At 65.6% G+C, this 23,627-nt stretch carries 31 protein-coding genes; 19 read left to right on the top strand and 12 right to left on the bottom strand.

Annotation, left to right across the window (positions count from 1 at the left end; all coding sequences use genetic code 11):
- Positions 1 to 108 precede the first annotated feature (108 nt).
- The 11 genes from AB0N05_RS37575 to AB0N05_RS37525 all read left to right on the top strand — a co-directional run bounded on the left by AB0N05_RS37575 (position 109) and on the right by AB0N05_RS37525 (position 8,174).
- Entirely contained in the window at positions 109 to 2,532 is a 2,424-nt protein-coding gene (locus tag AB0N05_RS37575) for an FtsK/SpoIIIE domain-containing protein (RefSeq protein WP_364703613.1), read from the top strand.
- 39 nt (positions 2,533 to 2,571) lie between these two features.
- Positions 2,572 to 2,931: a hypothetical protein gene (locus AB0N05_RS37570; protein ID WP_364703610.1), complete on the top strand. Its 360-nt coding sequence runs from the start codon at positions 2,572 to 2,574 to the stop codon at positions 2,929 to 2,931.
- Positions 2,932 to 3,279: 348 nt separating this feature from the next.
- The gene (locus AB0N05_RS37565) at positions 3,280 to 3,879 is read left to right on the top strand and encodes a hypothetical protein (protein WP_364703607.1); all 600 of its coding nucleotides are present in this window, start codon (positions 3,280 to 3,282) and stop codon (positions 3,877 to 3,879) included.
- Complete coding sequence (locus AB0N05_RS37560) at positions 3,876 to 4,163, top strand: WhiB family transcriptional regulator (protein ID WP_364703604.1); 288 nt, start codon at positions 3,876 to 3,878, stop codon at positions 4,161 to 4,163. Before AB0N05_RS37565 ends, AB0N05_RS37560 begins: the two co-directional genes overlap by 4 nt.
- Complete coding sequence (locus AB0N05_RS37555) at positions 4,163 to 4,585, top strand: hypothetical protein (protein WP_364703602.1); 423 nt, start codon at positions 4,163 to 4,165, stop codon at positions 4,583 to 4,585. Before AB0N05_RS37560 ends, AB0N05_RS37555 begins: the two co-directional genes overlap by 1 nt.
- Entirely contained in the window at positions 4,563 to 5,576 is a 1,014-nt protein-coding gene (locus tag AB0N05_RS37550) for a hypothetical protein (RefSeq protein ID WP_364703599.1), read from the top strand. Before AB0N05_RS37555 ends, AB0N05_RS37550 begins: the two co-directional genes overlap by 23 nt.
- A 43-nt stretch (positions 5,577 to 5,619) precedes the next feature.
- Positions 5,620 to 6,117 (top strand): hypothetical protein, encoded by a 498-nt coding sequence (locus tag AB0N05_RS37545; protein ID WP_364703597.1) that lies wholly within the window; start codon positions 5,620 to 5,622, stop codon positions 6,115 to 6,117.
- Positions 6,114 to 6,578, top strand: a complete 465-nt coding sequence (locus tag AB0N05_RS37540) for a hypothetical protein (protein ID WP_364703595.1) — start codon at positions 6,114 to 6,116, stop codon at positions 6,576 to 6,578. Before AB0N05_RS37545 ends, AB0N05_RS37540 begins: the two co-directional genes overlap by 4 nt.
- A 68-nt stretch (positions 6,579 to 6,646) precedes the next feature.
- Entirely contained in the window at positions 6,647 to 6,817 is a 171-nt protein-coding gene (locus tag AB0N05_RS37535) for a hypothetical protein (RefSeq protein ID WP_364703592.1), read from the top strand.
- A gap of 62 nt (positions 6,818 to 6,879) precedes the next feature.
- Positions 6,880 to 7,563 (top strand): hypothetical protein, encoded by a 684-nt coding sequence (locus AB0N05_RS37530; protein WP_364703589.1) that lies wholly within the window; start codon positions 6,880 to 6,882, stop codon positions 7,561 to 7,563.
- A gap of 47 nt (positions 7,564 to 7,610) precedes the next feature.
- The gene (locus AB0N05_RS37525; RefSeq protein WP_364703586.1) at positions 7,611 to 8,174 is read left to right on the top strand and encodes a GNAT family N-acetyltransferase; all 564 of its coding nucleotides are present in this window, start codon (positions 7,611 to 7,613) and stop codon (positions 8,172 to 8,174) included.
- On the opposite strand, the gene AB0N05_RS37520 is transcribed toward AB0N05_RS37525, so the two are convergent.
- Entirely contained in the window at positions 8,135 to 9,535 is a 1,401-nt protein-coding gene (locus AB0N05_RS37520; RefSeq protein WP_364703583.1) for a hypothetical protein, read from the bottom strand. The genes AB0N05_RS37525 and AB0N05_RS37520 overlap by 40 nt on opposite strands.
- 247 nt (positions 9,536 to 9,782) lie before the next feature.
- Here AB0N05_RS37520 and AB0N05_RS37515 point away from each other — a divergent pair, with 247 nt between their 5' ends.
- The 5 genes from AB0N05_RS37515 to AB0N05_RS37495 are packed head-to-tail and all read left to right on the top strand — an operon-like array spanning position 9,783 to position 12,996.
- Complete coding sequence (locus tag AB0N05_RS37515; RefSeq protein WP_364703580.1) at positions 9,783 to 10,121, top strand: hypothetical protein; 339 nt, start codon at positions 9,783 to 9,785, stop codon at positions 10,119 to 10,121.
- Between the two features lie 25 nt (positions 10,122 to 10,146).
- A complete protein-coding gene (locus AB0N05_RS37510) occupies positions 10,147 to 10,842 on the top strand; it encodes a hypothetical protein (RefSeq protein WP_364703577.1) in 696 nt (231 codons plus the stop codon).
- On the top strand, positions 10,839 to 11,552 hold the full coding sequence (locus AB0N05_RS37505; RefSeq protein WP_364703575.1) for a hypothetical protein: 714 nt from the start codon (positions 10,839 to 10,841) through the stop codon (positions 11,550 to 11,552). The genes AB0N05_RS37510 and AB0N05_RS37505 overlap by 4 nt, the downstream gene beginning before the upstream one ends.
- Positions 11,549 to 12,148 carry a hypothetical protein gene (locus AB0N05_RS37500; RefSeq protein WP_364703572.1) on the top strand — a complete coding sequence of 200 codons (600 nt, stop codon included), beginning with the start codon at positions 11,549 to 11,551 and terminating at the stop codon, positions 12,146 to 12,148. Before AB0N05_RS37505 ends, AB0N05_RS37500 begins: the two co-directional genes overlap by 4 nt.
- Positions 12,145 to 12,996, top strand: a complete 852-nt coding sequence (locus AB0N05_RS37495) for a methyltransferase (RefSeq protein ID WP_364703569.1) — start codon at positions 12,145 to 12,147, stop codon at positions 12,994 to 12,996. Before AB0N05_RS37500 ends, AB0N05_RS37495 begins: the two co-directional genes overlap by 4 nt.
- Here the strand turns inward: AB0N05_RS37495 and AB0N05_RS37490 are convergent.
- The 6 genes from AB0N05_RS37490 to AB0N05_RS37465 form a co-directional block, all read right to left on the bottom strand.
- The gene (locus tag AB0N05_RS37490) at positions 12,966 to 13,718 is read right to left on the bottom strand and encodes an IMP cyclohydrolase (RefSeq protein ID WP_364703567.1); all 753 of its coding nucleotides are present in this window, start codon (positions 13,716 to 13,718) and stop codon (positions 12,966 to 12,968) included. The two genes, AB0N05_RS37495 and AB0N05_RS37490, sit on opposite strands and share 31 nt — an antisense overlap.
- 134 nt (positions 13,719 to 13,852) lie before the next feature.
- A complete protein-coding gene (locus tag AB0N05_RS37485) occupies positions 13,853 to 14,908 on the bottom strand; it encodes a hypothetical protein (protein ID WP_364703564.1) in 1,056 nt (351 codons plus the stop codon).
- Positions 14,909 to 15,046: 138 nt separating this feature from the next.
- Positions 15,047 to 15,487 carry a hypothetical protein gene (locus AB0N05_RS37480; protein ID WP_364703562.1) on the bottom strand — a complete coding sequence of 147 codons (441 nt, stop codon included), beginning with the start codon at positions 15,485 to 15,487 and terminating at the stop codon, positions 15,047 to 15,049.
- 118 nt (positions 15,488 to 15,605) lie between these two features.
- Positions 15,606 to 15,953, bottom strand: coding sequence for a hypothetical protein (locus tag AB0N05_RS37475; protein ID WP_364703560.1), 348 nt, complete (start codon positions 15,951 to 15,953; stop codon positions 15,606 to 15,608).
- A 642-nt stretch (positions 15,954 to 16,595) separates the two neighbouring features.
- Complete coding sequence (locus AB0N05_RS37470; protein WP_364703557.1) at positions 16,596 to 17,384, bottom strand: hypothetical protein; 789 nt, start codon at positions 17,382 to 17,384, stop codon at positions 16,596 to 16,598.
- Positions 17,385 to 17,690: 306 nt separating this feature from the next.
- Positions 17,691 to 18,173: a hypothetical protein gene (locus AB0N05_RS37465; RefSeq protein WP_364703554.1), complete on the bottom strand. Its 483-nt coding sequence runs from the start codon at positions 18,171 to 18,173 to the stop codon at positions 17,691 to 17,693.
- A 109-nt stretch (positions 18,174 to 18,282) separates the two neighbouring features.
- Here AB0N05_RS37465 and AB0N05_RS37460 point away from each other — a divergent pair, with 109 nt between their 5' ends.
- The 3 genes from AB0N05_RS37460 to AB0N05_RS37450 all read left to right on the top strand — a co-directional run bounded on the left by AB0N05_RS37460 (position 18,283) and on the right by AB0N05_RS37450 (position 20,813).
- Positions 18,283 to 18,936 (top strand): hypothetical protein, encoded by a 654-nt coding sequence (locus AB0N05_RS37460; protein WP_364703552.1) that lies wholly within the window; start codon positions 18,283 to 18,285, stop codon positions 18,934 to 18,936.
- 212 nt (positions 18,937 to 19,148) lie between these two features.
- A complete protein-coding gene (locus AB0N05_RS37455; protein ID WP_364703549.1) occupies positions 19,149 to 20,051 on the top strand; it encodes a DNA-processing protein DprA in 903 nt (300 codons plus the stop codon).
- A 6-nt stretch (positions 20,052 to 20,057) separates the two neighbouring features.
- Complete coding sequence (locus tag AB0N05_RS37450; RefSeq protein WP_364703547.1) at positions 20,058 to 20,813, top strand: hypothetical protein; 756 nt, start codon at positions 20,058 to 20,060, stop codon at positions 20,811 to 20,813.
- A gap of 179 nt (positions 20,814 to 20,992) precedes the next feature.
- Here the strand turns inward: AB0N05_RS37450 and AB0N05_RS37445 are convergent, their stop codons facing one another.
- The 5 genes from AB0N05_RS37445 to AB0N05_RS37425 all read right to left on the bottom strand — a co-directional run.
- Positions 20,993 to 21,232 (bottom strand): hypothetical protein, encoded by a 240-nt coding sequence (locus AB0N05_RS37445; protein WP_364703544.1) that lies wholly within the window; start codon positions 21,230 to 21,232, stop codon positions 20,993 to 20,995.
- Positions 21,233 to 21,373: 141 nt separating this feature from the next.
- A complete protein-coding gene (locus AB0N05_RS37440) occupies positions 21,374 to 21,898 on the bottom strand; it encodes a hypothetical protein (RefSeq protein ID WP_364703541.1) in 525 nt (174 codons plus the stop codon).
- Positions 21,895 to 22,146: a hypothetical protein gene (locus tag AB0N05_RS37435; RefSeq protein ID WP_364703538.1), complete on the bottom strand. Its 252-nt coding sequence runs from the start codon at positions 22,144 to 22,146 to the stop codon at positions 21,895 to 21,897. The genes AB0N05_RS37440 and AB0N05_RS37435 overlap by 4 nt, the downstream gene beginning before the upstream one ends.
- Before the next feature lie 65 nt (positions 22,147 to 22,211).
- The gene (locus AB0N05_RS37430; RefSeq protein ID WP_364703536.1) at positions 22,212 to 23,057 is read right to left on the bottom strand and encodes a DUF932 domain-containing protein; all 846 of its coding nucleotides are present in this window, start codon (positions 23,055 to 23,057) and stop codon (positions 22,212 to 22,214) included.
- A 357-nt stretch (positions 23,058 to 23,414) separates the two neighbouring features.
- Positions 23,415 to 23,627 (bottom strand): hypothetical protein (locus AB0N05_RS37425; protein WP_364703534.1); only part of this gene is annotated, 213 nt, incomplete at its 5' end.

Here is a 23,627-nt window from a genome sequence, read left to right as displayed (position 1 = left end):
TTGCCGATGCCAATGGTGCAGCTTCGTCTTCATCCCTGTACCGCTGCACGATCTGGTTCCCCGGAACCAAGACACGACGCGGTCCGCCGCCAGCGGAGTTCGGTGACCATGACCGCACCAACGACCCCGCGGCGGATGCCGCCACCAGCGTTCGCCCGCCCCGCAGCCCTGCCACCACGCCGTCACACGTGGGCGATCGAGTTCGCCCTGTGCGCGGGCGCGACCTCGACTTTCGCCTTGGCCGCCGAGCCACTCGGTATCGCGTCACCCAAAGCCGCGGTCGGGACCACGGCGCTGGCGACGGTGTCCGGGCTGATCGGGCTCGTCGAGTTCCGCCGCCACACCCGCGGAAAAGATCTGGACCGCGCCATCGAGCAGCTGGCCCCCTTCCTCGGAGTGCCACCGAGCCGGAGACTGCTTCGAGCAACCCGCTGGACCACCTGGGGATGGCCCGGGCGACCGACACGACTGGTCGTGCGCCTGCCCTCGGCCGGGGTAATGACCGCACCCGAACGCATCGAACAGGTCACCGCGATGCTGTCCGGGCAGGCCTGGGGTGCCTACGAATTGACGAAACTGGACCGGCGCAACAACCGCGCGATCTTCACCTGCATCGGGGACGACTCGTCCGAGACCGCGAAGCAGGTCGAGGAGATCGCCCGCGCCAAACGGTACGTGCTGGCCGCACTCGGCCCGACCGCGCTGATCACCGAAATCGAATGCGACGACAACGGTGAACTGACCCGACTCAAGGCCACCCACGAGATCTCCCACAAACTCGCGCCGACCGGATACCGGGCACGCCTGGAAAAGGTGGTGTCGGCGGTGCTGCCGGGCGGGCGCTGGCGTGCGGAATGGAACTTGAAGAAGGACTGGGTCGAGTTCAAGCTGCGCCACGATCTCGGCAAAAAGGTCACCCTGACCGACGAGGCGTACAAGCACTGGCTCCCGGACCACACCGCCGAGATCGCCTACGACGACATCGAGATCCCCTATGCCGTCGACGAAGACGGCAATGTCATGTTCTGGCGGCCGGTCGTCGACCCCCACATGCTGCTCATCGGCGGCACCGGCAGCGGCAAGACCTCCACCGTGCACGACCTGCTTGCCTACGCCACCGCATTGCAGTGGATGACCTGGGTGGTCGACGGCAAGGGCGTCGAGTTCTTGGGGTTCCGGGATTGGCCGAACGTTCAAGTTGTCGGCTCCCGACTCGAGCAGCAGATCGCCATCATCTACCGCGCCAAAGAGGAGATGGAGAAGCGCTATCGGCTGATCGAGGCCGGCGCTTCGGAATCGGACTTCCAGCCGATCATGCTGATCTTGGACGAGTTCGCCGATTTCAAGGGCAACTTGTTCAACTGGTACTCCCTGATCAAGAACACCAAGGCCGGCGACCCGTCGCAGCCGCGGGTGCTGCAGGACGTCGCCAGCCTCGCCCGCAAGGGCCGCACCGCTCGCATTCACCTGGTTTTCGCCACCCAGCGCCCCGACATGGACTTTTTCGGCGGCAAAGGCATGGGCGATATGCGCGACAACTTCCGTATGCGCGTGTCCATGGGCCCCCTCAGCCCGGTGGGTGCGCAAATGCTGTGGGAATCCGCAGCCGTCGGCACCACCATCCCGCGAGGTCTGCGTGGGCGGGCGACAACGATCGACGAGAAGAACAACCCCGTCGAAACGCAATGCTTCTACACTCCCGACCCTCGTAAAACCCCACCGGGACACGAGGATTACGCGCTACTGGAGGTCCTGCGACCTCCCAAAATCACCCACGAACGGCTACTGGTCCTCGAACCCGATCGCGAGGAATTCGAAGAAGCCATGGCCGACGAGAAGACACCGTTCTCCGAATTCAACTGGTGGATGACCGCCCCCTGGGGATGGGCGAAAGATCATCCCGACCAGGACCCGGTGCTGCTGCGCGACGAGCGAGGCTACGACACGATCGAAGCCCTGGTCGGCCTGGCGGACTTCCTCAAACCGGGCCGGATCCCCGACAACCTGACTCCCGCCGCTCCCGATGCACCGATCACTCCCGACCCCGATCGGGCACATCGCAATCTCGCCTCGCTGCTCACCGCGGCCGGCATCGCTCCGACCCCACCACCTGGTGACCCGCAGCGCACCGAACCTCATCGGCCGCCGTTGCCTCGTCCACTGCTGACACTGGTCCGCGGCCTGGCCGAGGAGAGCGGTGAGGATCTCGACGATTCCCCGATCGACGAGCCTGACGGCGACGACGACTGGGAAGGCTTCGGCGCAGCCGAATCGGTCGGACCGATGGAAATCGCGGTCGGCGACCTGGTCTACCTCGACGACACCGACGAGTGGGCGACGGTGGATTGCGAACCCGACGAGGACGAATTCACTCGCGACGAGGACGAACTCGCCCACGACGACGACGAATTCGCCGATCTCGGCGAACGAATGATCAGCGTCTCCTACCGCACTCTCGGTGGCGAAGGCCTGATGTCGGTGCCTGAGACCTCCGCGGTCCTGGTCCGCCGCCCCACCGACTACCCCGCCTGAACTTCACCCATCTCTTCTCTGACGAATTGGAGCATTCGAATGCAGCACAACAACTCTCCGTCCGGGGGCAACGGGACGTGGCTCAACGGCGCGTTCACCGACTCGGACATCATCGTCATCCTCCTCATCGTGGTGTTCTTCGGACCGACGCTGTTGCTGTCGTTCCTGCCCGGCGCGCGTGATGCCAGCGCGCACTGGCTGGTAGACCATCACGTGCTCATCGCCGCGACCGCGGCGGATGCGGTGTGGACTCTGCCCGGCGATATCGCCGCACTCGACCATCGCCGCCTGATCGGGGTCGGAATCCTCGCACTGGTGATGTTGGTCGGACTCACCGTTCACGTCATCGCACGTCACCAGCAGAAGGTCCAGCACAGCGTGGTCAGCGGTGACCGTTGACCGCCCGACCTAGCCGAGGGGCCCTTCGGCTTGAGGAACCTCTGGCTCGACCTGGCGCCGGGGTCAAGAACCGCCGGCTGCACGGGGACGTGACATCGCCGCAGGTCCAAGGGCAGTGAAGTCGGCTGTGACGCGCCGAATCAGCTATGCGTCCCGGACATCTCCCTGCTCTTGGCAGGGAAGGAATCCATTCCTTGTACTTAGTCCCTTATTGGGGGTAAAGTCTGGCGTGCTGAAGATCAGCCGAATTCGGACGACATGATGCGTCACAGCGTCGCAGAATTCCTGATCTCCGTATCAGTAGATCCCCTTTTCACGGGAATCCACCACGATCCACGGAGGCATGCGATGAATGCACCAGCCAACTCGGCGGCGGGGGTGATCCCACTTTCACGCCAGCAATGGACATGGCTTGACCTGGATAGTTTCGACACCCACCTCACACAGATGCCCGCCGTCCACACCGCACTTGATCAACTCGGCGTCGGCGGCCCGGTCCTCGACCGAGACGGCATGCAGCGCGCATGGCGCTGGCTGTCCGGGCTGCTCGACTCACCCTGGGGCCTGACCGGCCACGTCCACCGACTCGACGACCTCGACGAAGCCGAACTGCTGAAGGTTCTCGGCTTCACCGCCAAGCTGTGCAGCAGCGCTGGCCACGGCAATATGCCCAGCGCAACCTACTGGCACCAAGCCTGCGAAGCCGCCGAAGCCGCCCCGGTCCGGGCTCAAGGTGGCCTGCGATGGGCACTGTTCCACGCCCTCACCGCCGCCCACGTCATCGCCGATGAAGCAAGCTGGCGTAACGTCCCCGCCGGACGGGTCGCCGTGGTGGAAGCATTCACCGCCCTCATCGGCACCGTCACCGGAGAAGACCAGCGCCGCAGCGTCATTCACGACGCCGTGACCGCGTGGACAATCCCCACTCATTCCGGGGGTGCGGAATGACGCTGCAGCTGCACATCTCGGTACCGGCCTGGCACACCCGCGCGGCATGCGCGAAAACCGAGGACAAGGAAGTCTTCTTCCCCACCGGAAACAGCCCGAATCAGCGAGCCGCCAAACGGATCTGCGAACGGTGCCCCCGTTCGGTCCGCGCGCAGTGCCTGGTGGAGGCAATGACGCGCGACGAACAATTCGGCGTCTGGGGAGGGCTCTCACGCGGTGAGCGCGTGCGCTTGGCCAAGAAATTCAAGCAGGAGCCGCCGGTTTCGGCAAAGGAGGCAGCGTGATGAACCCGTGGACCCGTCACCCCATCATTCCCCCGGCCGCCGCGCGCGAACGCCGCCGGACCCGCCGCAACCAGGTCACCACCACGCCACTCATCTCTAGCGACAGCATCCCTTCGCCGGAGACCGTCAGCATCGTGCTGCCGTGGCGGGTTCGGCTCATTTACGCCACCCCGATCTCGGCGACGGTCACCGACCAGCATCCGTTCGCGGATGTCTACGCCGCCTATATGTGGACCCTGCAACGGCTCACTCAAATCGACACCGCCCATGTCGAATTCACCCTCTACACCGCCGACCTCACCCCAGATCGCCACGCCAGCGGTCCGCTCGGACAGGTCATCGACGAAGTCCTCGACTGGCTTCAGGACGAGGGCCTCGCAGCACGGAAGGAGTACCCCAATGATGCGCAGACTACATGGTGATCCGCCCGCCCCGATTACCCTCGCCGCCGGCGTCTCCGACCATCGCCGCTACCTGATCACCTACGAGGGCCCCGGCGTGGGCCGCGCCTGTGTCGACGCGGCCACCGCGCTGGCCGTCTATGACCGGGGCCTGGCCGAACTCACAACCCTGGCCGCCGAGTCCGACGTCGAGATCACCCTCGAGATGAGCGACACCGACCACGGCCGGACTGAGATCCTGCATCACGAAGTCGGGCCCCTCACCGCGGTCCTCGACACGCTCGTTGTCCATCGCGGCGCATATCTGCTGACCGACCGCGGCGAAATCGACTTCCTACACGCGGAATTGGACGCAGCCAACGTCGAGATCGCGCAGCTGCGCACCGACAACACCACCCTGGTCCGGATGTTCACCACGGCCCCCGACCGCGCCAGCCTGGCCACCGCCGTCGACCGCTACCAGCAGCTGGCCACGATCAGCAGCACCCTGGACCACCTGCGACGCGACGCCATCCTCACCGATGGGGACCGTCACCGCATCGAATACGACAACGACGTGCGCATCCTGCTGACCGCGATGCTCGCCGATGGACCGCTGTCGGAGGCCGACCAGCGCGTTGCCCTGAGCAAACTGGAAGACCCCGCCACCGTGTTCACTGATCCGGCCGCCGACCAGAGCGCCGAAGGACTGTATCGGCAGTGGATCACCGTGCGCCGCGCACTCGACCACGACTTGGCCGCACTGGGCGGGCTCGAACGACTCCTCACTCAGGTCCGTGGCCTCGACCGATCCGTCGAGGATCTGCGCACCGACCACGACACCACCGCATCCCGGCTCGCCGTGCTCACCGGTGAGCTCGACCGCCTCGACCAGGACAACATGGCGCTGTCCGATCAACTCGACCGTGCTCGCGATCACGATCCCAGCTGCTTGGCCTGCCAGTTCGACGACAACACCGAGCTCCGGCTGCGCGCGGTGGCCCATCCCGCCGACAACGCAGCCCTGCCCTAGCGCTCACGCCCGAGAAGGGATCCCGCCGAAAGGACTCCGCGCGATGCTGAATATCGAACTCTCCGAATGGCTTCCACCCGAACCGGTGCCACAGACGCGCGCCACCCACACCTGGGTCGCCCCGTGGACGCCCGAGGTCATCACCGCACTCGAATCCCGCGCGCATGACGCCCGGTGGGACACCCAGATCCTCGATCCGCACCTGGACAACGGCCGCTGCGATGTCGACGACTTGCTCATCCACTTCCACGCTGTGCTCACCGACCGCTACGACCGTGCCCTCATGCTCGGCCAACCCCTCACCGTCGACCGGCCGGTCCTGCTGGTGCTCGGCGCACTGCCGCGGATCACCCCGGTCCTGCACCGGCTCACGGTGCTGGCCTGCCACGGCGGACTCGCCGGGATCCACCTCGCGGTCGACCTGGAGCTGGCCACGAGCCTGCCCTCCACGATCACGCGCCACATCACCGGCCTGTTCCAGACCGACTACATCGCCCCGGTCGCTCGTTGGCGCGCCGGGCCGCACGGAGCCCAGCGATGACCGGCCACCATCATGACTGGGACTGCCGCGAGATCATCGACGGCTTCGTCCGATACGAATGCCGCGATCCATCCTGCGGCGAGAAGCTCTATGAGCCAGAGGATTTGACGACCGTGATGTCGGAGATCCGGGAGTCGATGATCGCTGAACTGGTCCGCTTGATCCGCCCCGGATCTGACTGCCGTGACTACCTCACTCAAGCGAACGTGCGAGAGGAATGCTCGAAGCTGGCGCATGCGCTCCTCAAACGCTTCGTCGTCATCCCCCGCGTAGCCGTCGGTTATGAAGTCGCCTGCCGATCGCTTTTGTGCTCGGGTACCGAGGTCGTGGAACCTGGCGCGATCAGCGTGGTGGTGGACAAAGTGCGGACCATGCGCGCGGCCAATACCCCTACAGCCGAGGTCATCGCGCGGCTGGTGTCGCCCTGGTGGGTGGTGCAACTCCCCACGGACACGACATGAACAGGTGCCGTGCGGAACTCGCGGCCGATCTGCACCGATTCACCACAGTAACTGGATATCGCGCTGCCGTGCGATACGCAGCCGACAAACGTCTGGCGCTCGTCACCACCCGTGACCTCGAAGGTCTGATCATCTTCCTGGTGACCGAGCACGGCTATGAGGTCTCGATCGACTACCGGCGTCGCTGCGCGCGGATTGTCGTCCATCAGATTGATAAGCGTTCCGCGGCAACCCTTTAGCCGGATGGCCGTCGCTCAGCGGCTTACCCCATTGATTTCTTACCAGCAGATATGGAGTCGAAGTGACTATCACCGCCCAGCTGACCGACCTGGCCGACATCACCCCGCCCGCTATTAAGGCCCTGGCGGCCTTCGACATCTCGACCGTGCCCTGCGAAACACTGACCCGCCAGCGCCTCCTGGTCGAGATCAGATGGGCCAACACTTGGGTGTGCCTGGAATACGCGAGTTTCGGCACCACGACACTGAAACTCATCACCCCTGGCGATCTGACAGGCCACATATCGGTGTGGGATGCCCTGGAAGTCGATCCCGGAATCGGCACCACCATCGCCGCCTCGGCCGAGTGGTTGGCCTACGGTGATGACAGGTTCGCACGGTGGTTGACCGACCTGGAAATCACCTCGATCGACCCGGAAGCTCTGCAGATGACGCTGGCAGCACTGGCGACGATGCGCACTCAAGAAGATATTCTCCCACCGGCCGCCTTGTGCGTGCTGCAACTACAGGACGCACTGTCCAACCTCTACGCCGGAACAGGCTGGGTGACCGTGAACGAGGGCGAACCCATCATCAACTCACGCACCCTGATCGAAGCTCTGACCGCGAGCGACTACCTCGATGAGCACGATGAGGCTGCGACGGAGCTGATCTTGCGCATCTACCGGACGGGCCGCTTCGAAGACGCCGAGGCCCACCTGTCGATCGTGCATTCCAGCCAGTTCACCGCCACCACGACATCCTGACCTGCCGGGATCTAGGTGGTTGCGTCACAACCCCTATCCTCGCCGGTGTGAGTGAGGTTTCGGTGCTGGCGGTGTCTGCGGGTGATGCCGCGAAGCGGTTGGTCGAGATTGGTGCCCTGTATCAGCAGGTATTCGGTGTGCCGCCGAATGTCGCCGAGTCTCCTGCTCAGCATCGCGCGTCGATGTTGAGCATGCTGGCGGATCCGAGTTTCGGGTGCGCGCTGGCGGACTGCGCTGGCGAGCTGGTGGGGTTCGCCTATGGGTACGGGTTGAAGTCCGGCCGGTGGTGGGACGGACTGCGCGATCCGGTGCCGGAGGGATTCACCACCGAGTGGGAGGGGCGCACCTTCGTGGTGATCGACATCGGGGTCAGCGCGCGGTGGCGACGGCACCGTGTCGGTATTCAGCTGATGGAGGCCCTACTGGCTGGGCGTGGCGAGCAGCGTGCCAGCCTGGGAGTGATTCCGGCGCTGGAGGATTCGGCCAGGTTCTACGCCGCTACCGGTTGGGATTTTGTCGGCAGGCAGGACAGTCCCCCGGACGCAGGCTGGACGTCGCCGGTTTTCGATGTCTATGTGCGGGAGCTGGGGACCGGGACTGGGAGCCGGTAGCGTCGCAGGTCGGTGTCGAGTTCCTGCACCGGTGAGGCGTTGGTCCACTGCTGCATCTTGGATCGGATGTCGGTGAGGGTGGCGATCAGTCGGGGTGAGCGGTTGGTCGCGGTGAGCTTGGCGGCGGTGCGGGCGGCGGTCGCTGCGGCGTCGATGTCGCCGGAGCCGAGGTGTGCCGCAGCGAGATCGACGGCGTTGAACGCGAGGTTGCGTGTGAATTCCTCTGCGATGCCGCTATTTCCGTCGGTGAGGGCGTCCACGGCGGCCGTGGTGTCGCCGAGTGTAAGCAGGCATTGGCCGAGGGTGGAGACGGCCAGTCCGTCGTCGTAGAAGTAGGCCGGCGATTCGGTCGGGGTGACGGTCGCGCCGTGGTTGCGGGTGAGGCTGTCGAGCAGATCGAGGCATTCGCGTCGCTGCCCGGTCGAGGCGAGTGCGCGGGCGGTGACGTCGGCGGCGTAGGCGCGCAGTCGTGGGTCGCCGGTTTGGGCTGCCCATTGTTGCGCGGCGACGCCGTGATCGACGCCGCGGCGGCCGTTCCCGCGCCAGGTCGCCAGGTGCGAGGCTTGGCACAGGGTGATCGCTGCCAGCGTCGAGTCCTCGGCTTGGTGGGCGTCATCGAGTGCTTGCTCGTAGGCTGCTGCGGCTTGCGGGTAGCGGCAGAGGTTGAACAGTAGCCAGCCGCCGAAGCGCGAAAGGTTCGATCGCAGGCCCAGCAGGCGGTGGCGCAGTGGATCGGTGTCGCTGCATCCGGACACGAGGGCGTCGGCGGTGCGGTATTCGGCCGAGGCGATATCGAGTGCGCGGTGTGGGCCTACCGCGTCGTCGAGGAGCAAGGTGGCGGCGAGGACCGCTTCGACTCTGTCGAGGATGTGGTCGGTGAGCGTGGGCGGGGGTTCCCACGCAGCGGTATCTTCGATGAGTGCCGGGGTGTGTCCGCCACTTGTGGCGAAGTGGTCGAAAGCGAGCGCCGCCGGCACGGTGGCGCCCAGGCGCAGCACATCGCGACGATGCACGTCGTCTCCTGGGAGTAGGGGCGCGGGTGCCTCCCACTGTAGGTGTGCTGACAGTGTTCTGATCGGCGCGACGGGAAGTTGCGGGGTGGACGCCCGCTGGTTGTAGAGCCCCAACAGGCCGGGGTCAGGAGCCTTGAAAACAGTTTGCAGAGCTTTCCGATAGTGGCTAGGAGGCCACGTGACACGGCCGGCCAGCAGCCGCCGAATCGACTCGTCGGTATAGAGCCCCGGACGGCCGGTAGCGACACCAACAGCCACATTGACCGCTTCGGCGGTGAATTGCTGAGACCACCCGCGGGCATCGATCAGCGACTTGAGCCGGGTATTGCGGTACCGCTGTGAACCCATCGGTAGCCCCCATGCAGCCGTGGACTGGTTGCCGCTGAGGGTAATCCGAACGGTCTCGCATCAGCGGGGTTTCACTCGAAACTGCGGGGTTGACAGCCGAGGCTGCGGGGATTTCTGCGGGGATTTCTGCGCTTCCTGACCGATGCCGGGCACGGCAGGCTCGAATTGGCACGCTGCCGGGTCGAGCTATTGCCCCCCATTGGCTCCCCAGCAGCGGGCCGTCCAACCACGAGGCTAGGGGCACTCGATGACGATATCCCGCGCGATCGGCTATCTGCGACAAGACATTTCAGGCACTCGTGGGGAATGGGACAAGGCCCGGATGCGCCGCCTTGCAGAGCGGTTCGGCTACGACCTGACAAAGATCCTGGCGTTCGGCCCGGAAGTCGATTGCCCGATTCACCGGGTGCATGTCGCCGTGGCCCGGATCGAGGCCGAAGCGGTCTTCACCCCGAGCATCGAGCACTTCGACGGCGGCGAAGTCCCGGCCGACCTGGTGCAGGTGGCCGATGTGATCACCGTGGCCGACGAGCACACCTACGCCCGCTATTCGACCGGCCAGATGCCCGAATTCCACGGCGCATAAAACAATTCAACGAGAGGGCGGCGAAATGACCTGGCAGGAACTCATCGGCGAGCTCAACGAGATCGACTGGCACTGCGAAACATTCATGGCCTCCCAAGCGCCGTCGGTGGAGCAGCTCCTGCGACAAGCCAGCAGCGGATTCACATCGTCGATCCGTCCGCGGATCGAGGAAATCCTTTCCGACGCACAATTGTTCGCCGAACTGCGGCCGTACACCGAGTACCCGCGCACCTTGATGGACAAGTTCACCTTGTACCGGGATCCCAAAGATTCCTTCAGGCTGCGGCTGCACCGGTTCTGGCCCGGCTGTATCGCAGGTTCCGCGATCGAAAAGGTCCATTCCCACAAATGGCACATGTCCACCGTCCTCGTCGCTGGTAGCTACGTCGAGCGTCGCTTCACCGTGGCCTCCGGCGACGACCCTCGCCGGGTGGTGCTCGCCGAGTCCAGTCGGGAGACCCGCACCGCCGGCCAATCCAGCTCGCTGCCGATAGGTATTCCGCATCAGGTGCACAACCCGAGCTTTGACGAGCCGTGCCTGACGTTGTTCGTCCGCGGCCCCTCGCTGATACCCGCCGCACGGATCTACGACGAGGACACCGGCGAGTTCTACGACACCTACAGCCCCGACCGTCAGTTGCGGCACGCCCTGGCGGTCTTGCGCACGGGGGACGCCCGATTCCATCCCATGCCCGAAATCGATTCGAGGACAAGCAAATGAAACCTGCATTGAACCCCGCACTGGACCCGGCCCTGGTCGCGCACGCTGCCGCCGGAACACTGACCACCACCCTGAAGGAGTCCGGCCGCTACCGGGACTGGCATCCGGACTGGGAGGTCGAGGCGAAACTTGCCATCACTGATTCCGGCACCGATCCCACCGATCTGCTGTGGCGCATTCTGGGCGAGTTGCCGCCACTGCTCATCGACCGCGTCCGCGGGGAGGCCATCGTGTACCCCCGCTATCTGATCGGTCACGATGACTCCGGCACTCAGGTGGAGTACTCCTATTTCCTCTGGCAGGGCGCGCCCTTGCTCAAGATCAAACAGCACACCGTGGACACCGCGGGAGCGCCGGTGATGGTGTCTACCGAGCATTTCCGCTACCGCGGGGACGCGGCCGAGTGGTTCGCCGAGTTCTCCGCCGGGCTGTCGGCCCCATTGGAAAAGCGCAGGTCGAAAGTGCTCGGCTTCGACGGTGATGGGTTCTGTTACACGGTCGCGGTCACGGTGTGCGTCGAGGGCGACCGCGTCCAGCGACAGTTGGAGATCGAGTACGAGGCTTCCGACGCCACCCGTGACCCTGGGGTACTCGCCGAGGTCGCCGAGCAGGTGCGCCGCACCGCGCGGCAGCTTCTGCAGAATTCCGTCGTGCCGCTCGAGCCCACCACCGAGACGAAATACGAATTCTTCCAGGAGGTTTTGCGATGAAGTCGAGTGTCTGCGTGTCCGGCCCGCATGGCGGCGGGAAGACTTACATGATCGACTATTTGTTGGCCGACGATCGGTTCGTCTCGCCGTCGGTCGATATCGACTTCTTGAGTGAGTTCGCCAGCTTCCGCGTGCTCGAGGACTGGGAGCGCAGCCTGCTCAGGCTGTACCACCGGATCATCATGTCTCAGCTCGTCGAGCCGGTGTCGGGTCGCTGCGTGCTGGTCAGCCGTGGCATTGCGGACTCCGAGGCCTACATCGAGGCGTACGCCCGGCTGGGCTGGATCTCCGGCCAGCAGTACAAGCGGTTGCGGCAGATCATCGACAACCTGCCCATCCGGCCGACGACCCTGCTGCTGCTGCCGGACTTGAACCTCAACCAGCAGCGATTGACCGGCCGGATCGCCCAGCACGTCCGAGGCGACCGCGACAAGGTGTTCCATCGTGAGGACCAGCCCGAATTCCTGGCCGCCCTGCACCAGGCCTTCGCCGAGCTGGCCGACCGGCCGGAGGTATTCACGATCGGAGACAACGAGGGCCCCGCGCTCGACGAGGCGATCGGCTGGCTTCTCGATGCACCGGGACATGCTGCATGACCCACGATTTCGCTGCCTTCGGTACTGCTGTCGACCAGGAGGACCCCGTCTTGGCCTGGCAGCGGCTGGAATCGCGCTGGTGGTCACCGCGGCCGGTGCACCGCCAGGCCCACCGACGCAAGATCGACGACATCCTCCCGCTGGTCGAGGGCTACCCCCGCGTTCTGGACATCACCCGCGGTGCGAGCGTCGACGGCATTCTCGGAGTGCTCGCCGCGTCGCGCGGCGCGCGGGTGACCATCGTCAGTCCTGCCAGCAATCACCTTGCCGCACTGCGCCGTTTCGCCGACAGAATCGGCGCGGACTGCGCTCGCATCGAGTTCGTGCATTGCGCGAAGATCGAGGATCTCGACGTCGGGAGCGCCGATGTCGTTACTGCGCTGCACATCCTCGAGCACGCACCGCACCCGCGGGCGCTGCTGGAGGTGCTGCGTGAGCACACTCGCCGCCGCTGCGTGCTCGCTTTCCCGTCGGCGGGCAGTCCGGCCACCTGGGTGCGGATGGGTGGAGGTGACCCTTACACCTTCGACCGCGACTCGCTGCCCGCTCTTGCCCGTGGCCTGGCTCGCACGGTTACCGCCCGGCTCCAGGGCCGCGTCGCGGTCGCCGAACATGTCGACGAGTACGGCACCGACACTGTGCACCGCTGGTACTTCCCGGCCGCGGTGCTACGCGAAATCGAGTGGGCCGGTTTCCATATCGACGCTGTTCGGCCTGACAGCTTGGCAGTCCCGTGGAGTGGCCGCGCGACCGCGCTGCTGCACACGGTCCGCCCGGCGCTGCCCGGCGCGTTGATCAGCCGGGCGGGGTTCGGCACTCACGTGGTGCTGCGGCCTGTGCCGGCCTGAAGGATCAGCGGTTCGTGACGGCCGATGTATCGACCATCGCGAAGGTCCCCGATCAGTGGGGCCACCGCGACCGCGACTCGCAGCTCCGGGTCCAGGCCATCCCAGATCCGCTCAAGCAGGTCCGGCCACTTCGCGTCGACCTCCACAGCGACCGGCTGTCCGCTGGTCAGCACCGCGGTGGTCTCTCCCGCATACGTGGTCGTCGCGTACGCTTCGCCGATCGCCAGCGCCGGGACATGCACCAGGTGGTGCAGCGAGGACGGCGCCTCCGGCCAGCGCGGGTGCGCCACCGCGCCGGACACGATCACCTCCCGCACCTCGGAACCGTCCACCACCGCGGTCGCGGTGATGCGCGGAGTCAGGATCGGCGGGTCCGGCTCGCACTCCAACGCGGTCAGCGCCTCGAACGCCGACGCCCCGGCGGACAGATCGGCCACCACCTCCGCCACCTGAGTGCCGTTGCCGACAACGATCCGGCCGCCATCCGTCCGCATGATCGCGACATAGTGCCGCAACGGATCCGTCGGTCCCGATGTCGTATCGACGATCTCGAGTTCGTCCGGGCCCACCTCGATGCGCCGCGCTCGGCTCGCCTCACTACGCCCGGTCAGCCAGTACGCCGCGAAACCCTCTCCGGCGGAATCGCGCCCGAGCACGATCCCACGACCGGGGTACTGGTACCGCGCAACGAATTCATCGAATCCCAGGATTGCCGAGGCCATGACCGGAGAGTCTAGAGACACCATGGTGTGGGTTTCGCGAGGTGGTGCCTGGCGATGCGCCGGTGACCATGACCGACCGACCTCGAAAGGAGACAGCTGCCTCCGACGAGTGGGGGACGTGCCGCCGGCCCAGTTCAGGAACGTGTGGCGCTCGTTGCCGCAGAGAATGCGCGATGTCGCTGGGTTGCCGTGTGGACTTGGTCGGCAAACTGGCGGACGGCGGGCCGCCGGTGGTGGGGAGAGAGTTCGCGCACAAGGGTGTTCAGGTGTCCGAGGCATCGGGTCGAGGTGACGTCGTCGATGAGGGTGGTGGCGGCGAGAGCGGCGAGGGCGAGGGCCTGGTCGAGGTCGGGCTCTTGTTGGCGCACGTAGGTTGTGGCGAGCAGGGTGTGGCGCAGGGTTCCTTCGCGAGCGGCGGCCGGGTCTTGCAGCAGTAATGCATGGCGGAAGTGTCGGCGGGCGTTGGAATGGTCACCGAGCTGCAGGTAACAGAATCCGGCCTGGCCGTGGGCGTGCCCGGGGGTGAGCCAGTAGCTCCAGTCCGGTGCAGTGGTGATCGAGGAATCGAGTTTTGTGAAGGCTTCCTCGATGGCTCGTCGGCATTCGAGTGCGGATCCGTTGGTGGCGTGGGCTTCTGCCGCACGAAGCGCGAGGATCGCTGACACGCGGGGGCTGGCGCCCGGGTATTCGGCGTGAGCGGATTCGGCGAGGGTGACCGCCTGGTGCGGGTTCCCGAGGTCTTTGGCCTGGCAGGACATAAAGCCGAGGGTGTTGGCGGCCAGGGCGCGGTCACCGGCGGTGTGCGCGGTCCGCAGCGCGGCCTGCCAATATCGTTCGGCGTGGGCGTGCTTTCCACTGTCGAACGCCAGCCACCCGGCCAGCCGCATCAATTCGCCGGCGGTGCTGTGCAAACGTTGGCTGGTGGCGTCGGTGTAGCGGCTGTGGTCGAGCAGTTGCACGACCAAGCGCAACTGCGTACGGACCGTGAACAGCAGTGCGTCACCACCGCCACCGTCGTCGAGCCTGCGCAGGTCCGCGTTCATGCGGTCGAGCTCGTCGACGGTGCTGAGGCGGATTCGAGGGGACTTCCCGAAGCGGGTGGGGTAGGGGATCGGTTCGGGCGTGGGCCAATGGAGGGCGGGTGCGCTTGTCGTAATCCCCAGCAGGGACAGGAACACTCGCCGGTCCATCGGATCAGCCTCCCTAAGCCCGCAGTGCGCGCCGTCCACTCGGCATTTCACGGTAGTTGGAGTCCGCCACGAATAACGTATATCGCGCGGATTCGCCTGGGGCCGTGGCGATTACGTGGGCAGTGCTCATTGCGTCGGTCACGTCCTGGTGGCCCGTGCGTTCCGGTATGCGATTACGTGAGCGAGGAACGGGTGCGCGGTGCGCGCGTAGAGGTCGGTCAGGGTGTGGGTGTCGGTGCGATAGGTTCCGTCGGGGGAGTCGAAGCCGAGCTCGTCGTAGAGCACTACCTGCATCTGGCGGGTATCACCGAGATTGATCTGCTTGCCGATCACTTCGAAGGCGGCGTTCTGTGCTGCGTTCGAAGGGTCGAGTTCGTGGGCGGCGTCGAGGAGTGCGGCGGCGATCTGGTGTGCTTCGACGTCGGTGATGATGGTGTCGTCGTCGGGTACTCGCAGGAGCAGTTGGACAGTGCGGGTGTTGTCGAAGTCGTGGGCAATCATCTGGATGCTGACGGTGGAGGATTTGAGTCGCGGTCCGCTGGCCCGGGTGGTGATCTCGGTGCTGTAGTGCGTACCCATGTCGCCGGGCTCGTCGGGGTCAGCCTCGGCATGCTCTACACACCACGGTGGACAGACTCCGGCAGGAGGGACATCGGCCGCACGCAGATCTGCTCCAGTGTTGAGCAGTCGCGCGGTCTCACATGCTTGCTCGGTGGTCAGCTCGGCGTTGCCGCGGGCGGGCAGCCTCAAGCTGATCAATGCTGTGCCGCACACCGGCGTGATCGCCCGCGGCGAGCTGGACGAGGACGTCGGCGCTACTGCTGTAGGTGTCGTCGGTGGTGATCGGGATTGATCGCTCGCGTCCGTGGTGGGTGCCCTGATCTCCGGGTTCGCTCAGATCGGGGTCGAGGTGTTCGACGCACCAGGGCGGGCACACGAGAACAGTTGGCGGGGTGGTGATGTGGCGGGCGGCACGGGAGTAGGCGATGCCTTCGGTGGCTTTGCGGGCGCGGATCCGTGTCTTCTTGCGCGCGTTGCGGGTCATCTCGTCTCGATTCAGGCAGAGTCCCGCGTTCCCCGCCGTGCTCGGTACAAGGTGGAATTCGCGCGATCCTCCCGGGGGCGGACCTTGTCCTCGGCGCCGGTGGGCACGCGGGGCCCGGTTCGGCTCGGAGTCGGGCAGGCGCGCTGCCACTGAGCTCACCATAGCAAGCCGGGGAGCCCATGGTCGGTTCCTGTTGTCTCACAGCGGATCACCAGTGGCTCGGGCCTTGCGACCGGCAGGGATGGCACAGGCCGGGAACCCTCCGTGCCGGGGAGGGACATGCTGTTTGCCCAGTTCAGGAGGCTGTCGAGCGAGTCGCTGTAGGCGGGGACGGCGGTAGTTGTCGGATCCCATGTTCGCTTACCCATTGGCGGAGGGGGACTTGGATGTGTCCATTTCTGCTGGTCAGTGGGACTTCTACCTCGCCGATCCAGATGCCGATTTGGAGCCTGAGCCATCGGTGCAGCGTTGCGGGGATCCAGGTTTCGCTGAGTTGTAGGTCCAGGCCGCCGGCGGTGACGCCGAGTGCGCGCTGGTTCGGTAGTGGCCAGTGCCGTGGGAGCACGATCAGGGCGTTAGGGGCGACGAGAACGGGCTGGGGCACGGCCCGCCAGCGCATCATGGCGGGATCGGTGTTGCAGCTCATCCGGTGCGTACCAGGCCGATTTGAGGTGTGGCCGCGATGGGGTTCACCCAGTGGGTGCGGCCGTTTCCTGCGCTGGCGAGTTTGACTCGGCCGCGGCGGAACAGCTGTCCGTGGACCTCGACTCTCATGTCGAGTTCGATTTCGCGGAGCCGGCCGCGGCCGTGGCCGATACCGGTGTTGCCGACGGGGCTGGCCGAGATGCTCAGGTTCGGCTGTCGTACCCAGGCCCCACCGGTGACCAGCAGAATGCCCTTCTTGCTGCGGACTCGTGCGCGCAGTGCTTCCTCCTCGGTGGGCCGAAGGCGCATCCCCGCGACGTCGAGGACTACCAGTGGGATCCCGTCGAGCAGGACGGGTATGACGTCGGCGGCTTGTGAGGCGTTGGCGTCCACGGCCGCGATGGCGGAGAGCCGAGCGCCCATCTCCCATGCGGCCAGCAGGCCCACTCGGGAGGGGCGCAGTCCTCCGACGACTGCGGCGTTCAGACCCGCTGTGGTAGCAGCGGCGAGGGTGGCGCAGACGAGTGACCCGCGCGGGCAGGCGATGATCGAGCCGCGGGCGAGTCCGCCGCCGGGCAGCAGTTCGCCGAGGGCTCCTGGCATGGCGATGATGTCGTGCGAGGGAACCGTTGCCGCGGCCGATTCGGTCCCGCCCACTTTGCTGGTGATGGTGGCGATGCGGTTTCTGAGTTCGGAAAGCTGTTGGGACTGAGGCAGTTTGCTGAGTGCGGTGGGATCGAGATGGCGGGTCGCCGTCTCGTGTTCACGCTCCACTCTGTCGAACATGTGTTCTATTTTTGCACGATGATCTAGTCGTGGACGGTAAGCCCTGACATTGTTTCTGCTGGCCAGCCCCATTTGGCACGGTGGCCACATCTGTCACTGGAGTCGGGCACGTCCGCTCGCAGGCGCGAATTTACAGTTGACGAACTCTTCCAGCGGATAGCGTTGCGGCTCAGGCGAGTGGGACGTCCAGGTCGCAGATCTTCCAGAGCAGGTAACGCGGATGCCGCCTTGGGGCACAGGTCGCAGCGGAACGCTGAACGGCCGGCACCGCAGCCGACGAAGTTGTGGCAGCGCCCAAAGATGGAGTTACAGCAGCAGCATCAGGGGGTAGCAGAAGGCTGACGCGAGTGCGGTGAGGGTGGCGAGGAATCCGATGTTGAGGGTGGTTTTCTTGTTGTGGCCGGTGTGGTCGAGGTAGCCGTAAGTGAAGAGCAGGGTGGTGGCGAGCAGTCCGAGCAGGGGTGCGGCGGTGCGCCAGAGTTGGTTGGGTTCGGCGGTGTCGCCGCGTTGGGTGTGTACCAGCCACGGGGCCAGAACGTAGGCCATCACGCCGACCGCTAGCGGTGAGATGGCGATGAGGATGTCGTTGCGGCGGCTGGTTGTTCGATCGCTGGTGCCGGCGGTGGCTGTGGAGGTTCGGGCGCTGGTGGTGGTCTGCTCGGCGGGACCGGCTGGGCGTGGCCGCACGGGCGCGAGGTGGAGTTGGTCGTGGTCGTCGCCGCGGATGCGTTGCTCGTCGGCGCGGATGCGACGTGGGTGGATGACGCGCCAGTGCAGCAGGCCGGCCACGATGAGAACAGCTTCGATGGTGAGGGTGACCGCGGCCAGGGCGGTGGCGGCGGTGTCGACCTGTTCGGGGGTGTGGGTGAGTCGGTCGAGCAGGGGCCCGATACCGAAGATGACGACGGGCCGGCCAAGCGAGGCAAGCGCCGAGCCAGCACAGGCCCACGCCTCGGGTGGTCAGCAGGACCTGTCGGGGCGTGAGGCCCATCTCGCGGCGGCGGATGTTGTCCTGGCGCAGGCTGCGGAACTCGATGATGGTGGCCGCGATCGGGAACCCGATGTATCCCGCGACCACGAGCGTGATCACGATCAGGCCGAGCCAGGGCAGGGGTCGGTTCGCCAGCTCGGCGATCAGGCCGGACAGGACCAGCAGCGCGACCGACGCCGGAACCCAGGCCCAGAATGTCGCGGTGAGCTGATCGGCGAGGTTACCTTCGTGCCGCCAGATCTCCCATGCCCTCCAGGCGGCGAATCCTCCGAAGAGAAGCAAGGTGCCGATCATGATCCCGGTCATCGTGTCGTGTCCCCCTTGTGTGGTCGCGAAATGTGGTTCTCACCTGCCGGTGTGACCGGCCGCGGTGTTGCCATCATGCCCGATGATGACCGGGATCCCCGGGCGCACTCGCACACGCGGTGTGCCTGCGATATCGCAGTCAGGGGCGAGGATCCGGCCGATCTTGCAATTGAACTGCGCGCGCTCGCGGGCGTAGTCGGCGACCAGCTCCAGGCCCTCTGGCCGACCGCAACGAGCCGGGCGACGACTAGCTAGGTCGGGTTGGTGCTGCGCGCAGCACCAACCTTTCAGTTCCCACGGCGGGAGCCGCGATGCCGACGTTGCAACGGACACAGGGCCGCCGATCACCCTGGTCCATGGTTGCCCGGCTTGTGGCCGCGTGGACCGGAGTTCGTCGTAGGCTGGGTGCACAATCGGATATGCGCCCTGAGGAGGGTGCGGTGCACGGTGGCGAGGGAGATTTCCGGATGACTGACGAGCATGTCGCGCTGGTGGCGCTGCTGCGCGCCCGACCGGAGAACCTGTCCTGGCGTGCGCTGACCGAGCAGGTCCTCGAGGTCGGCAGCGCCCGCCGAGTGTGGGATCACTATTTCCCCGCGCCGTTGATCCCGGTCCACGATGACGAGCAACTACTACGCGACGCGGAAGCGGACCTGCAGAGTTGGCGGCAGGCGGGCCTGCGGTTCGTGTGCGTGCTCGACACCGACTTTCCACGCCGACTGCTCGACGTCGTGGAGACCCCACCGTTCTTGTTCGCGCAAGGCCACCTCGACCCGCTCGATGAGGGAGTGTCGGTAGTAGGGTCCCGTGAGGCGTCGTCACGGGGACTGCAAATGGCCGCCAGCATCGCCACCCATCTCGCCAACGCGGGATTGACGGTGATTTCCGGGTTGGCCGCGGGCATCGACACCGCCGCCCACACTGCGGCGCTGGCAGCTGGCGCGCGGACAGTGGCGTTCATCGGTACAGGCTCGCTGCGGGAGTACCCCCCACAGAATCGGGACTTGCAGCGCAGGATCGCCACCGAGGGGTTGGTGCTGTCGCAGTTCTGGCCGCCGGCCGGTCCGTCGAAGGCGTCGTTCCCCATGAGAAATGCATTGATGAGCGGTTATGGGCTGGCGACTATCGTCTGTGAGGCTGGAGAGCACTCCGGAGCGCGGATTCAGGCTCGCAAGGCAGTCGAACATGGCCGCCCGGTGATCCTGACCGATCGTGTGGTCGCGGCGACGACGTGGGCGCGGGAGTTGGCGCAGCGTCCCGGGGTGTGGGTCGCGTCGGGAACCCAGGAGGTCGCCGACATCATCGGTTCGATCCGACAGCAACCGGCGTTGATGGAGAAGGCACTGTTCGCGCTCGCGCAGGGTCGGTAGCCAGGGGTGGTCGACGAGCAGTCGCTGTCGGTCGTCTACGAGGTCCTCAACCAGCACAGTGGCTATCTGCGCAACACCGTGCGTCAGAGGGGGTTGACCTGCGACGTGTGCGCTTGCCCGGTCCTCGCGCCATACACCATCTGCTACCCCTGCAATGGGCATCGCCGGACGCGGGGGATCGCCGACCGGGTTGGGTCGATGATCTACGCGGTGATGGGCCAGCAGAGCTATCACTTGATGTCCGGTTACAAATCGTCTAATCCCGGACCCACCCACCCGGCGCTGGTCACGGTCCTGGCCCACCTCGCCGTCCAGCATCTCGGCTGTGCCTCCAGGCTTGGCGGGCAGCATGTCACACAGTGGGCGACCGTTCCCTCGCTCAAGCCCGACAAAATCGGTTCCCAGCATCCACTGCGAAAGATCCTCGCCAGCGCGCTGGTACAGGTGCCCGAAGTCGCTGTCGCGGCCAATCCGCCGATCGCCCAGCCGCGTGCGCTGCGGCCGGCGAACTTCGTGATCACCTCACCCGTCACCGTGGGGGCGCACGTCCTGGTCGTCGATGACAACTGGGTCTCTGGCGGGCATGCTCAATCGGTAGCCGCATCCCTGAAACAGGCTGGAGCGCAACAGGTATCGGTGCTCAATCTGTCCCGTGTGCTCGATCTCGGCGATAAGGTCCACGGGCCGTTCATCCGGGAGCACCTGGACCGGCAACACTACGATCCGCGGTTATGTCCCTGGACTGGCTCGATCTGTCCTTAATCGTGAAGTGACAGGGAAGGCCGCTCTTCCATTTGCGTCAAAAAAGACACCCAGCATGTCCTTTCTGACGTGCCACGTGTCTTTTTTGCAAGCTTGTGACACAAGGAGTCTGGCGGAATACGCGCGTTGCAGAGGATGTCTCGCGCCCCGGAGCTGTTGTATCGACTGAGAGTTCGAGGTCAGTCCGTCGGGTGCGCGCGAATGACCTGCTCGCCGAGTTCGGTGACTCTGATGAGGCGCCCATGGGGAGGCTGGCGATCGTCGAGGGTGACGAGTTCGTCGTCCAAGAGCCTGTCGAGGTGAGGGCGGGAGACGCCATTACCGGGTTTGGTGGGATCGCGGTAGATGTAGACATTCTCGGATGCGAAGCGGCGCAGGTAGATTCGGCATCCTTTCGTGGGGCGGGGGAGCTCGGTCATGGCGGCCACCTCCAGACGGGGTCGTGTGTGAGCGAAGCGGTGTCGTTCTCCATGTGCAGCCAAAGCCTGGGTCGCTCGGCGGGCCGTTGCCCGCGGCGTTGGATTTAGGTGACGAACGTGGGGACGTGGCGGCATCGCAGGTCACAGCGGTGCGGAAGCCTTCTCACCGTCCGCTCCGGCGGCGAGAGAACGCAGGTTGAGCACGAATGGGCCATCTGCCCTGCCGATCAGTCCCGCGCGCTGAGGATCGGCGATTCGTGACGTCCATTGCAGGATGTTGTCTTCCACGTCATCGGCCGCAGTGACCTGCTCTCCGTGCTCGTCTCGGTAGCCGAACACGTGCAGACCACCCTCGCCCCAATCCAGATCGAGATAGCGGATTTCCGGGCTGTGCCGGTGGACGAGGGCGGCGATACATTGCAGCGCCAGCGTGGCCACCCGCTCCTCGGCGAAATCGAGAAGCTCACACGCGCGCTCGAACACCGTGGCCGCGTCATCAGACTGTGGCCAGATCGGCACGGAATCCATAAACGCCTCGGCAGCATCGGCGACATCGACGGCGACCTCATGCTCGGCGTCGCCGGTGAGGCGGCCGTCTGCCGTGTTCCGGAAGGTCTGGATAGCCGCAGCGAGCTCCTCGGCGCGATGTGCGAGTAGGGCGCTCATCCGCGCTCCCACAGATAGATCGGCTCGATGCTGTCGTAGATCTGCTGCAACCGGAGACGGGCTGCGGGCGTCGCCTCGGCCAGGTTCGCCTCGAGGCGCTCCTGCCAGCTGGCGCAATCCGCACCCCGGCCGGGGTCGATGTGATACTCGACGGCCTGGCACAGTACCCCGTCGACGAACAGGTCAACCTCGCTGCCGCCGTCCGGGACACGGAAGACGACCAACTCGATCACAGGCTCTTTGCTCATCGTGACACCTCCAATCCGATTGGGGGACCGCATGATTGGTCCCCCACGATGGACCAGACGCTGAATCAGCTCAGCGACTGGCGGGTCTGCTCGGCCAGCTCCCACAGAGCCCGGTTGAGCCGGGTGTTGGAGTCGATCGCCCGGATCGGGCGAGTGGTGGTGCGCCGGCCGCTGCGGGTGGTGCCCTCGACCCCGCCGCCGACGACGTTTCGCTGAATGATGTTGAACGTCGACCACAGCGTGCTGGGCCGCTCCTCGTAGTTCTGCAGCTTCAGCAGCGCGCTAGCCCTGACTGGCGCGTGCTGCACCCCGGGCTTCCACTTGAGCTCAAGCGCGGACTGCGCAAAGGCCAGCCGCTGGGCCTCGGTGAGCTCGAGCGCGGCCATCGCATCACGCGAAGCGTCAACGAGGGAGAAATTGTCTGTGATGGCATGCGCCGCGCGGATGACGTCCCGGATCACGATGCCGCCCTTATGTGCGAGCCGGATGTCATCGCACAGCCCTCCGACGACCAAGCCATTGCCGCACACCTGACGGAAGCGGGCGGCACGCAATGTCAGTGCGCGGGATCCGTCGTGGCTGCTGTCGACCGCGATCTCGTTGAACTCTCCGCGCCCGGTCTGCGAGGCCGTAGCGTGGCGCAACCCCACGATGTGGCGAGTGAACGCCCGCCGCTCGGCGTCCCGGACCCGAGACTGCGCAGCCATGAACGGCGCGTAGCCCTCCTCGTGCAAGGCCGCAATGATCTCCGAGGTGGGCAGGTAGGTGTAGCGATCGCTGGTGCGATCCGGATGCCGCTCGGTGGCGAAGATCGCCGGTACCACTGAACGGATCTGCTCGTCACTCAGCGGTCCATGTTCCGAACGGATGGTGGCAAATCGGCCGCTGGGAACAGTAATGGTGGAATTCATTGGGAATCAGCCCCTTTCGAGCTAATCGGATCTTTTGATTTCTGGCTCCTGCCCGGTGCTGAGCAGAACGGTCGCGACTACTCGGACCCCGGTTGTTCATCGGGGTGGGTCAGGGAATAGACGGCGGGGAACTCGCCGGTGAAGTGCGTGACTCCGCGATCGGTGACAGTGCGCCAGTCGCTCTGGCGAATCCCGTCGGCGCAGTAATTAATAGCTGCCGACCAGCACGCCATCACGCTCGACGGTGCCATACAGGATGAGCTGCATGTCTGCCGGATCCACGACCACGGCGCGAATCCGGCAGCCGCTCTCGACCCAAGGTCATCACCGAGAACTCGCGGCTTTCCAGCGGATCGGTCATCGCGAAATCACCCCACTGCGGCTGATCCGGAGCGTGCGATCGACGGCGGCGTATTCGTCCATGGCGGCGTGGAATTCGCGCTCGCTGGCGAATCGCTGGACTCCGTCGATATGGGCCTGTATGCGGCTGCCGAGAACGTTCAAATCAACTGTTCCGCTGGCGATTTCGATATCGGTGGCGATCTTCATTGGTCTGCTCCCCTCGGTCCC

This window comes from Nocardia sp. NPDC051030 (assembly GCF_040683015.1).
Lineage (GTDB): Bacteria > Actinomycetota > Actinomycetes > Mycobacteriales > Mycobacteriaceae > Nocardia.
Note: the sequence above shows the minus strand (reverse complement) of the source record. Positions and strands in the feature narration are given on the sequence as shown.

Excerpts from the sequence above, each read along its gene's own strand:
- AB0N05_RS37575 (WP_364703613.1), top strand. The coding sequence starts at position 109 with ATGACCGCACCAACGACCCCGCGGCGGATGCCGCCACCAGCGTTCGCC.
- AB0N05_RS37570 (WP_364703610.1), top strand. The coding sequence starts at position 2,572 with ATGCAGCACAACAACTCTCCGTCCGGGGGCAACGGGACGTGGCTCAAC.
- AB0N05_RS37565 (WP_364703607.1), top strand. The coding sequence starts at position 3,280 with ATGAATGCACCAGCCAACTCGGCGGCGGGGGTGATCCCACTTTCACGC.
- AB0N05_RS37560 (WP_364703604.1), top strand. The coding sequence starts at position 3,876 with ATGACGCTGCAGCTGCACATCTCGGTACCGGCCTGGCACACCCGCGCG.
- AB0N05_RS37555 (WP_364703602.1), top strand. The coding sequence starts at position 4,163 with ATGAACCCGTGGACCCGTCACCCCATCATTCCCCCGGCCGCCGCGCGC.
- AB0N05_RS37550 (WP_364703599.1), top strand. The coding sequence starts at position 4,563 with ATGATGCGCAGACTACATGGTGATCCGCCCGCCCCGATTACCCTCGCC.
- AB0N05_RS37545 (WP_364703597.1), top strand. The coding sequence starts at position 5,620 with ATGCTGAATATCGAACTCTCCGAATGGCTTCCACCCGAACCGGTGCCA.
- AB0N05_RS37540 (WP_364703595.1), top strand. The coding sequence starts at position 6,114 with ATGACCGGCCACCATCATGACTGGGACTGCCGCGAGATCATCGACGGC.
- AB0N05_RS37520 (WP_364703583.1), bottom strand. The coding sequence starts at position 9,535 with ATGGGTTCACAGCGGTACCGCAATACCCGGCTCAAGTCGCTGATCGAT.
- AB0N05_RS37515 (WP_364703580.1), top strand. The coding sequence starts at position 9,783 with ATGACGATATCCCGCGCGATCGGCTATCTGCGACAAGACATTTCAGGC.
- AB0N05_RS37510 (WP_364703577.1), top strand. The coding sequence starts at position 10,147 with ATGACCTGGCAGGAACTCATCGGCGAGCTCAACGAGATCGACTGGCAC.
- AB0N05_RS37505 (WP_364703575.1), top strand. The coding sequence starts at position 10,839 with ATGAAACCTGCATTGAACCCCGCACTGGACCCGGCCCTGGTCGCGCAC.
- AB0N05_RS37500 (WP_364703572.1), top strand. The coding sequence starts at position 11,549 with ATGAAGTCGAGTGTCTGCGTGTCCGGCCCGCATGGCGGCGGGAAGACT.
- AB0N05_RS37495 (WP_364703569.1), top strand. The coding sequence starts at position 12,145 with ATGACCCACGATTTCGCTGCCTTCGGTACTGCTGTCGACCAGGAGGAC.
- AB0N05_RS37490 (WP_364703567.1), bottom strand. The coding sequence starts at position 13,718 with ATGGCCTCGGCAATCCTGGGATTCGATGAATTCGTTGCGCGGTACCAG.
- AB0N05_RS37485 (WP_364703564.1), bottom strand. The coding sequence starts at position 14,908 with ATGGACCGGCGAGTGTTCCTGTCCCTGCTGGGGATTACGACAAGCGCA.
- AB0N05_RS37480 (WP_364703562.1), bottom strand. The coding sequence starts at position 15,487 with ATGGGTACGCACTACAGCACCGAGATCACCACCCGGGCCAGCGGACCG.
- AB0N05_RS37475 (WP_364703560.1), bottom strand. The coding sequence starts at position 15,953 with ATGACCCGCAACGCGCGCAAGAAGACACGGATCCGCGCCCGCAAAGCC.
- AB0N05_RS37470 (WP_364703557.1), bottom strand. The coding sequence starts at position 17,384 with ATGTTCGACAGAGTGGAGCGTGAACACGAGACGGCGACCCGCCATCTC.
- AB0N05_RS37460 (WP_364703552.1), top strand. The coding sequence starts at position 18,283 with ATGACGACGGGCCGGCCAAGCGAGGCAAGCGCCGAGCCAGCACAGGCC.
- AB0N05_RS37455 (WP_364703549.1), top strand. The coding sequence starts at position 19,149 with ATGACTGACGAGCATGTCGCGCTGGTGGCGCTGCTGCGCGCCCGACCG.
- AB0N05_RS37445 (WP_364703544.1), bottom strand. The coding sequence starts at position 21,232 with ATGACCGAGCTCCCCCGCCCCACGAAAGGATGCCGAATCTACCTGCGC.
- AB0N05_RS37440 (WP_364703541.1), bottom strand. The coding sequence starts at position 21,898 with ATGAGCGCCCTACTCGCACATCGCGCCGAGGAGCTCGCTGCGGCTATC.
- AB0N05_RS37435 (WP_364703538.1), bottom strand. The coding sequence starts at position 22,146 with ATGAGCAAAGAGCCTGTGATCGAGTTGGTCGTCTTCCGTGTCCCGGAC.
- AB0N05_RS37430 (WP_364703536.1), bottom strand. The coding sequence starts at position 23,057 with ATGAATTCCACCATTACTGTTCCCAGCGGCCGATTTGCCACCATCCGT.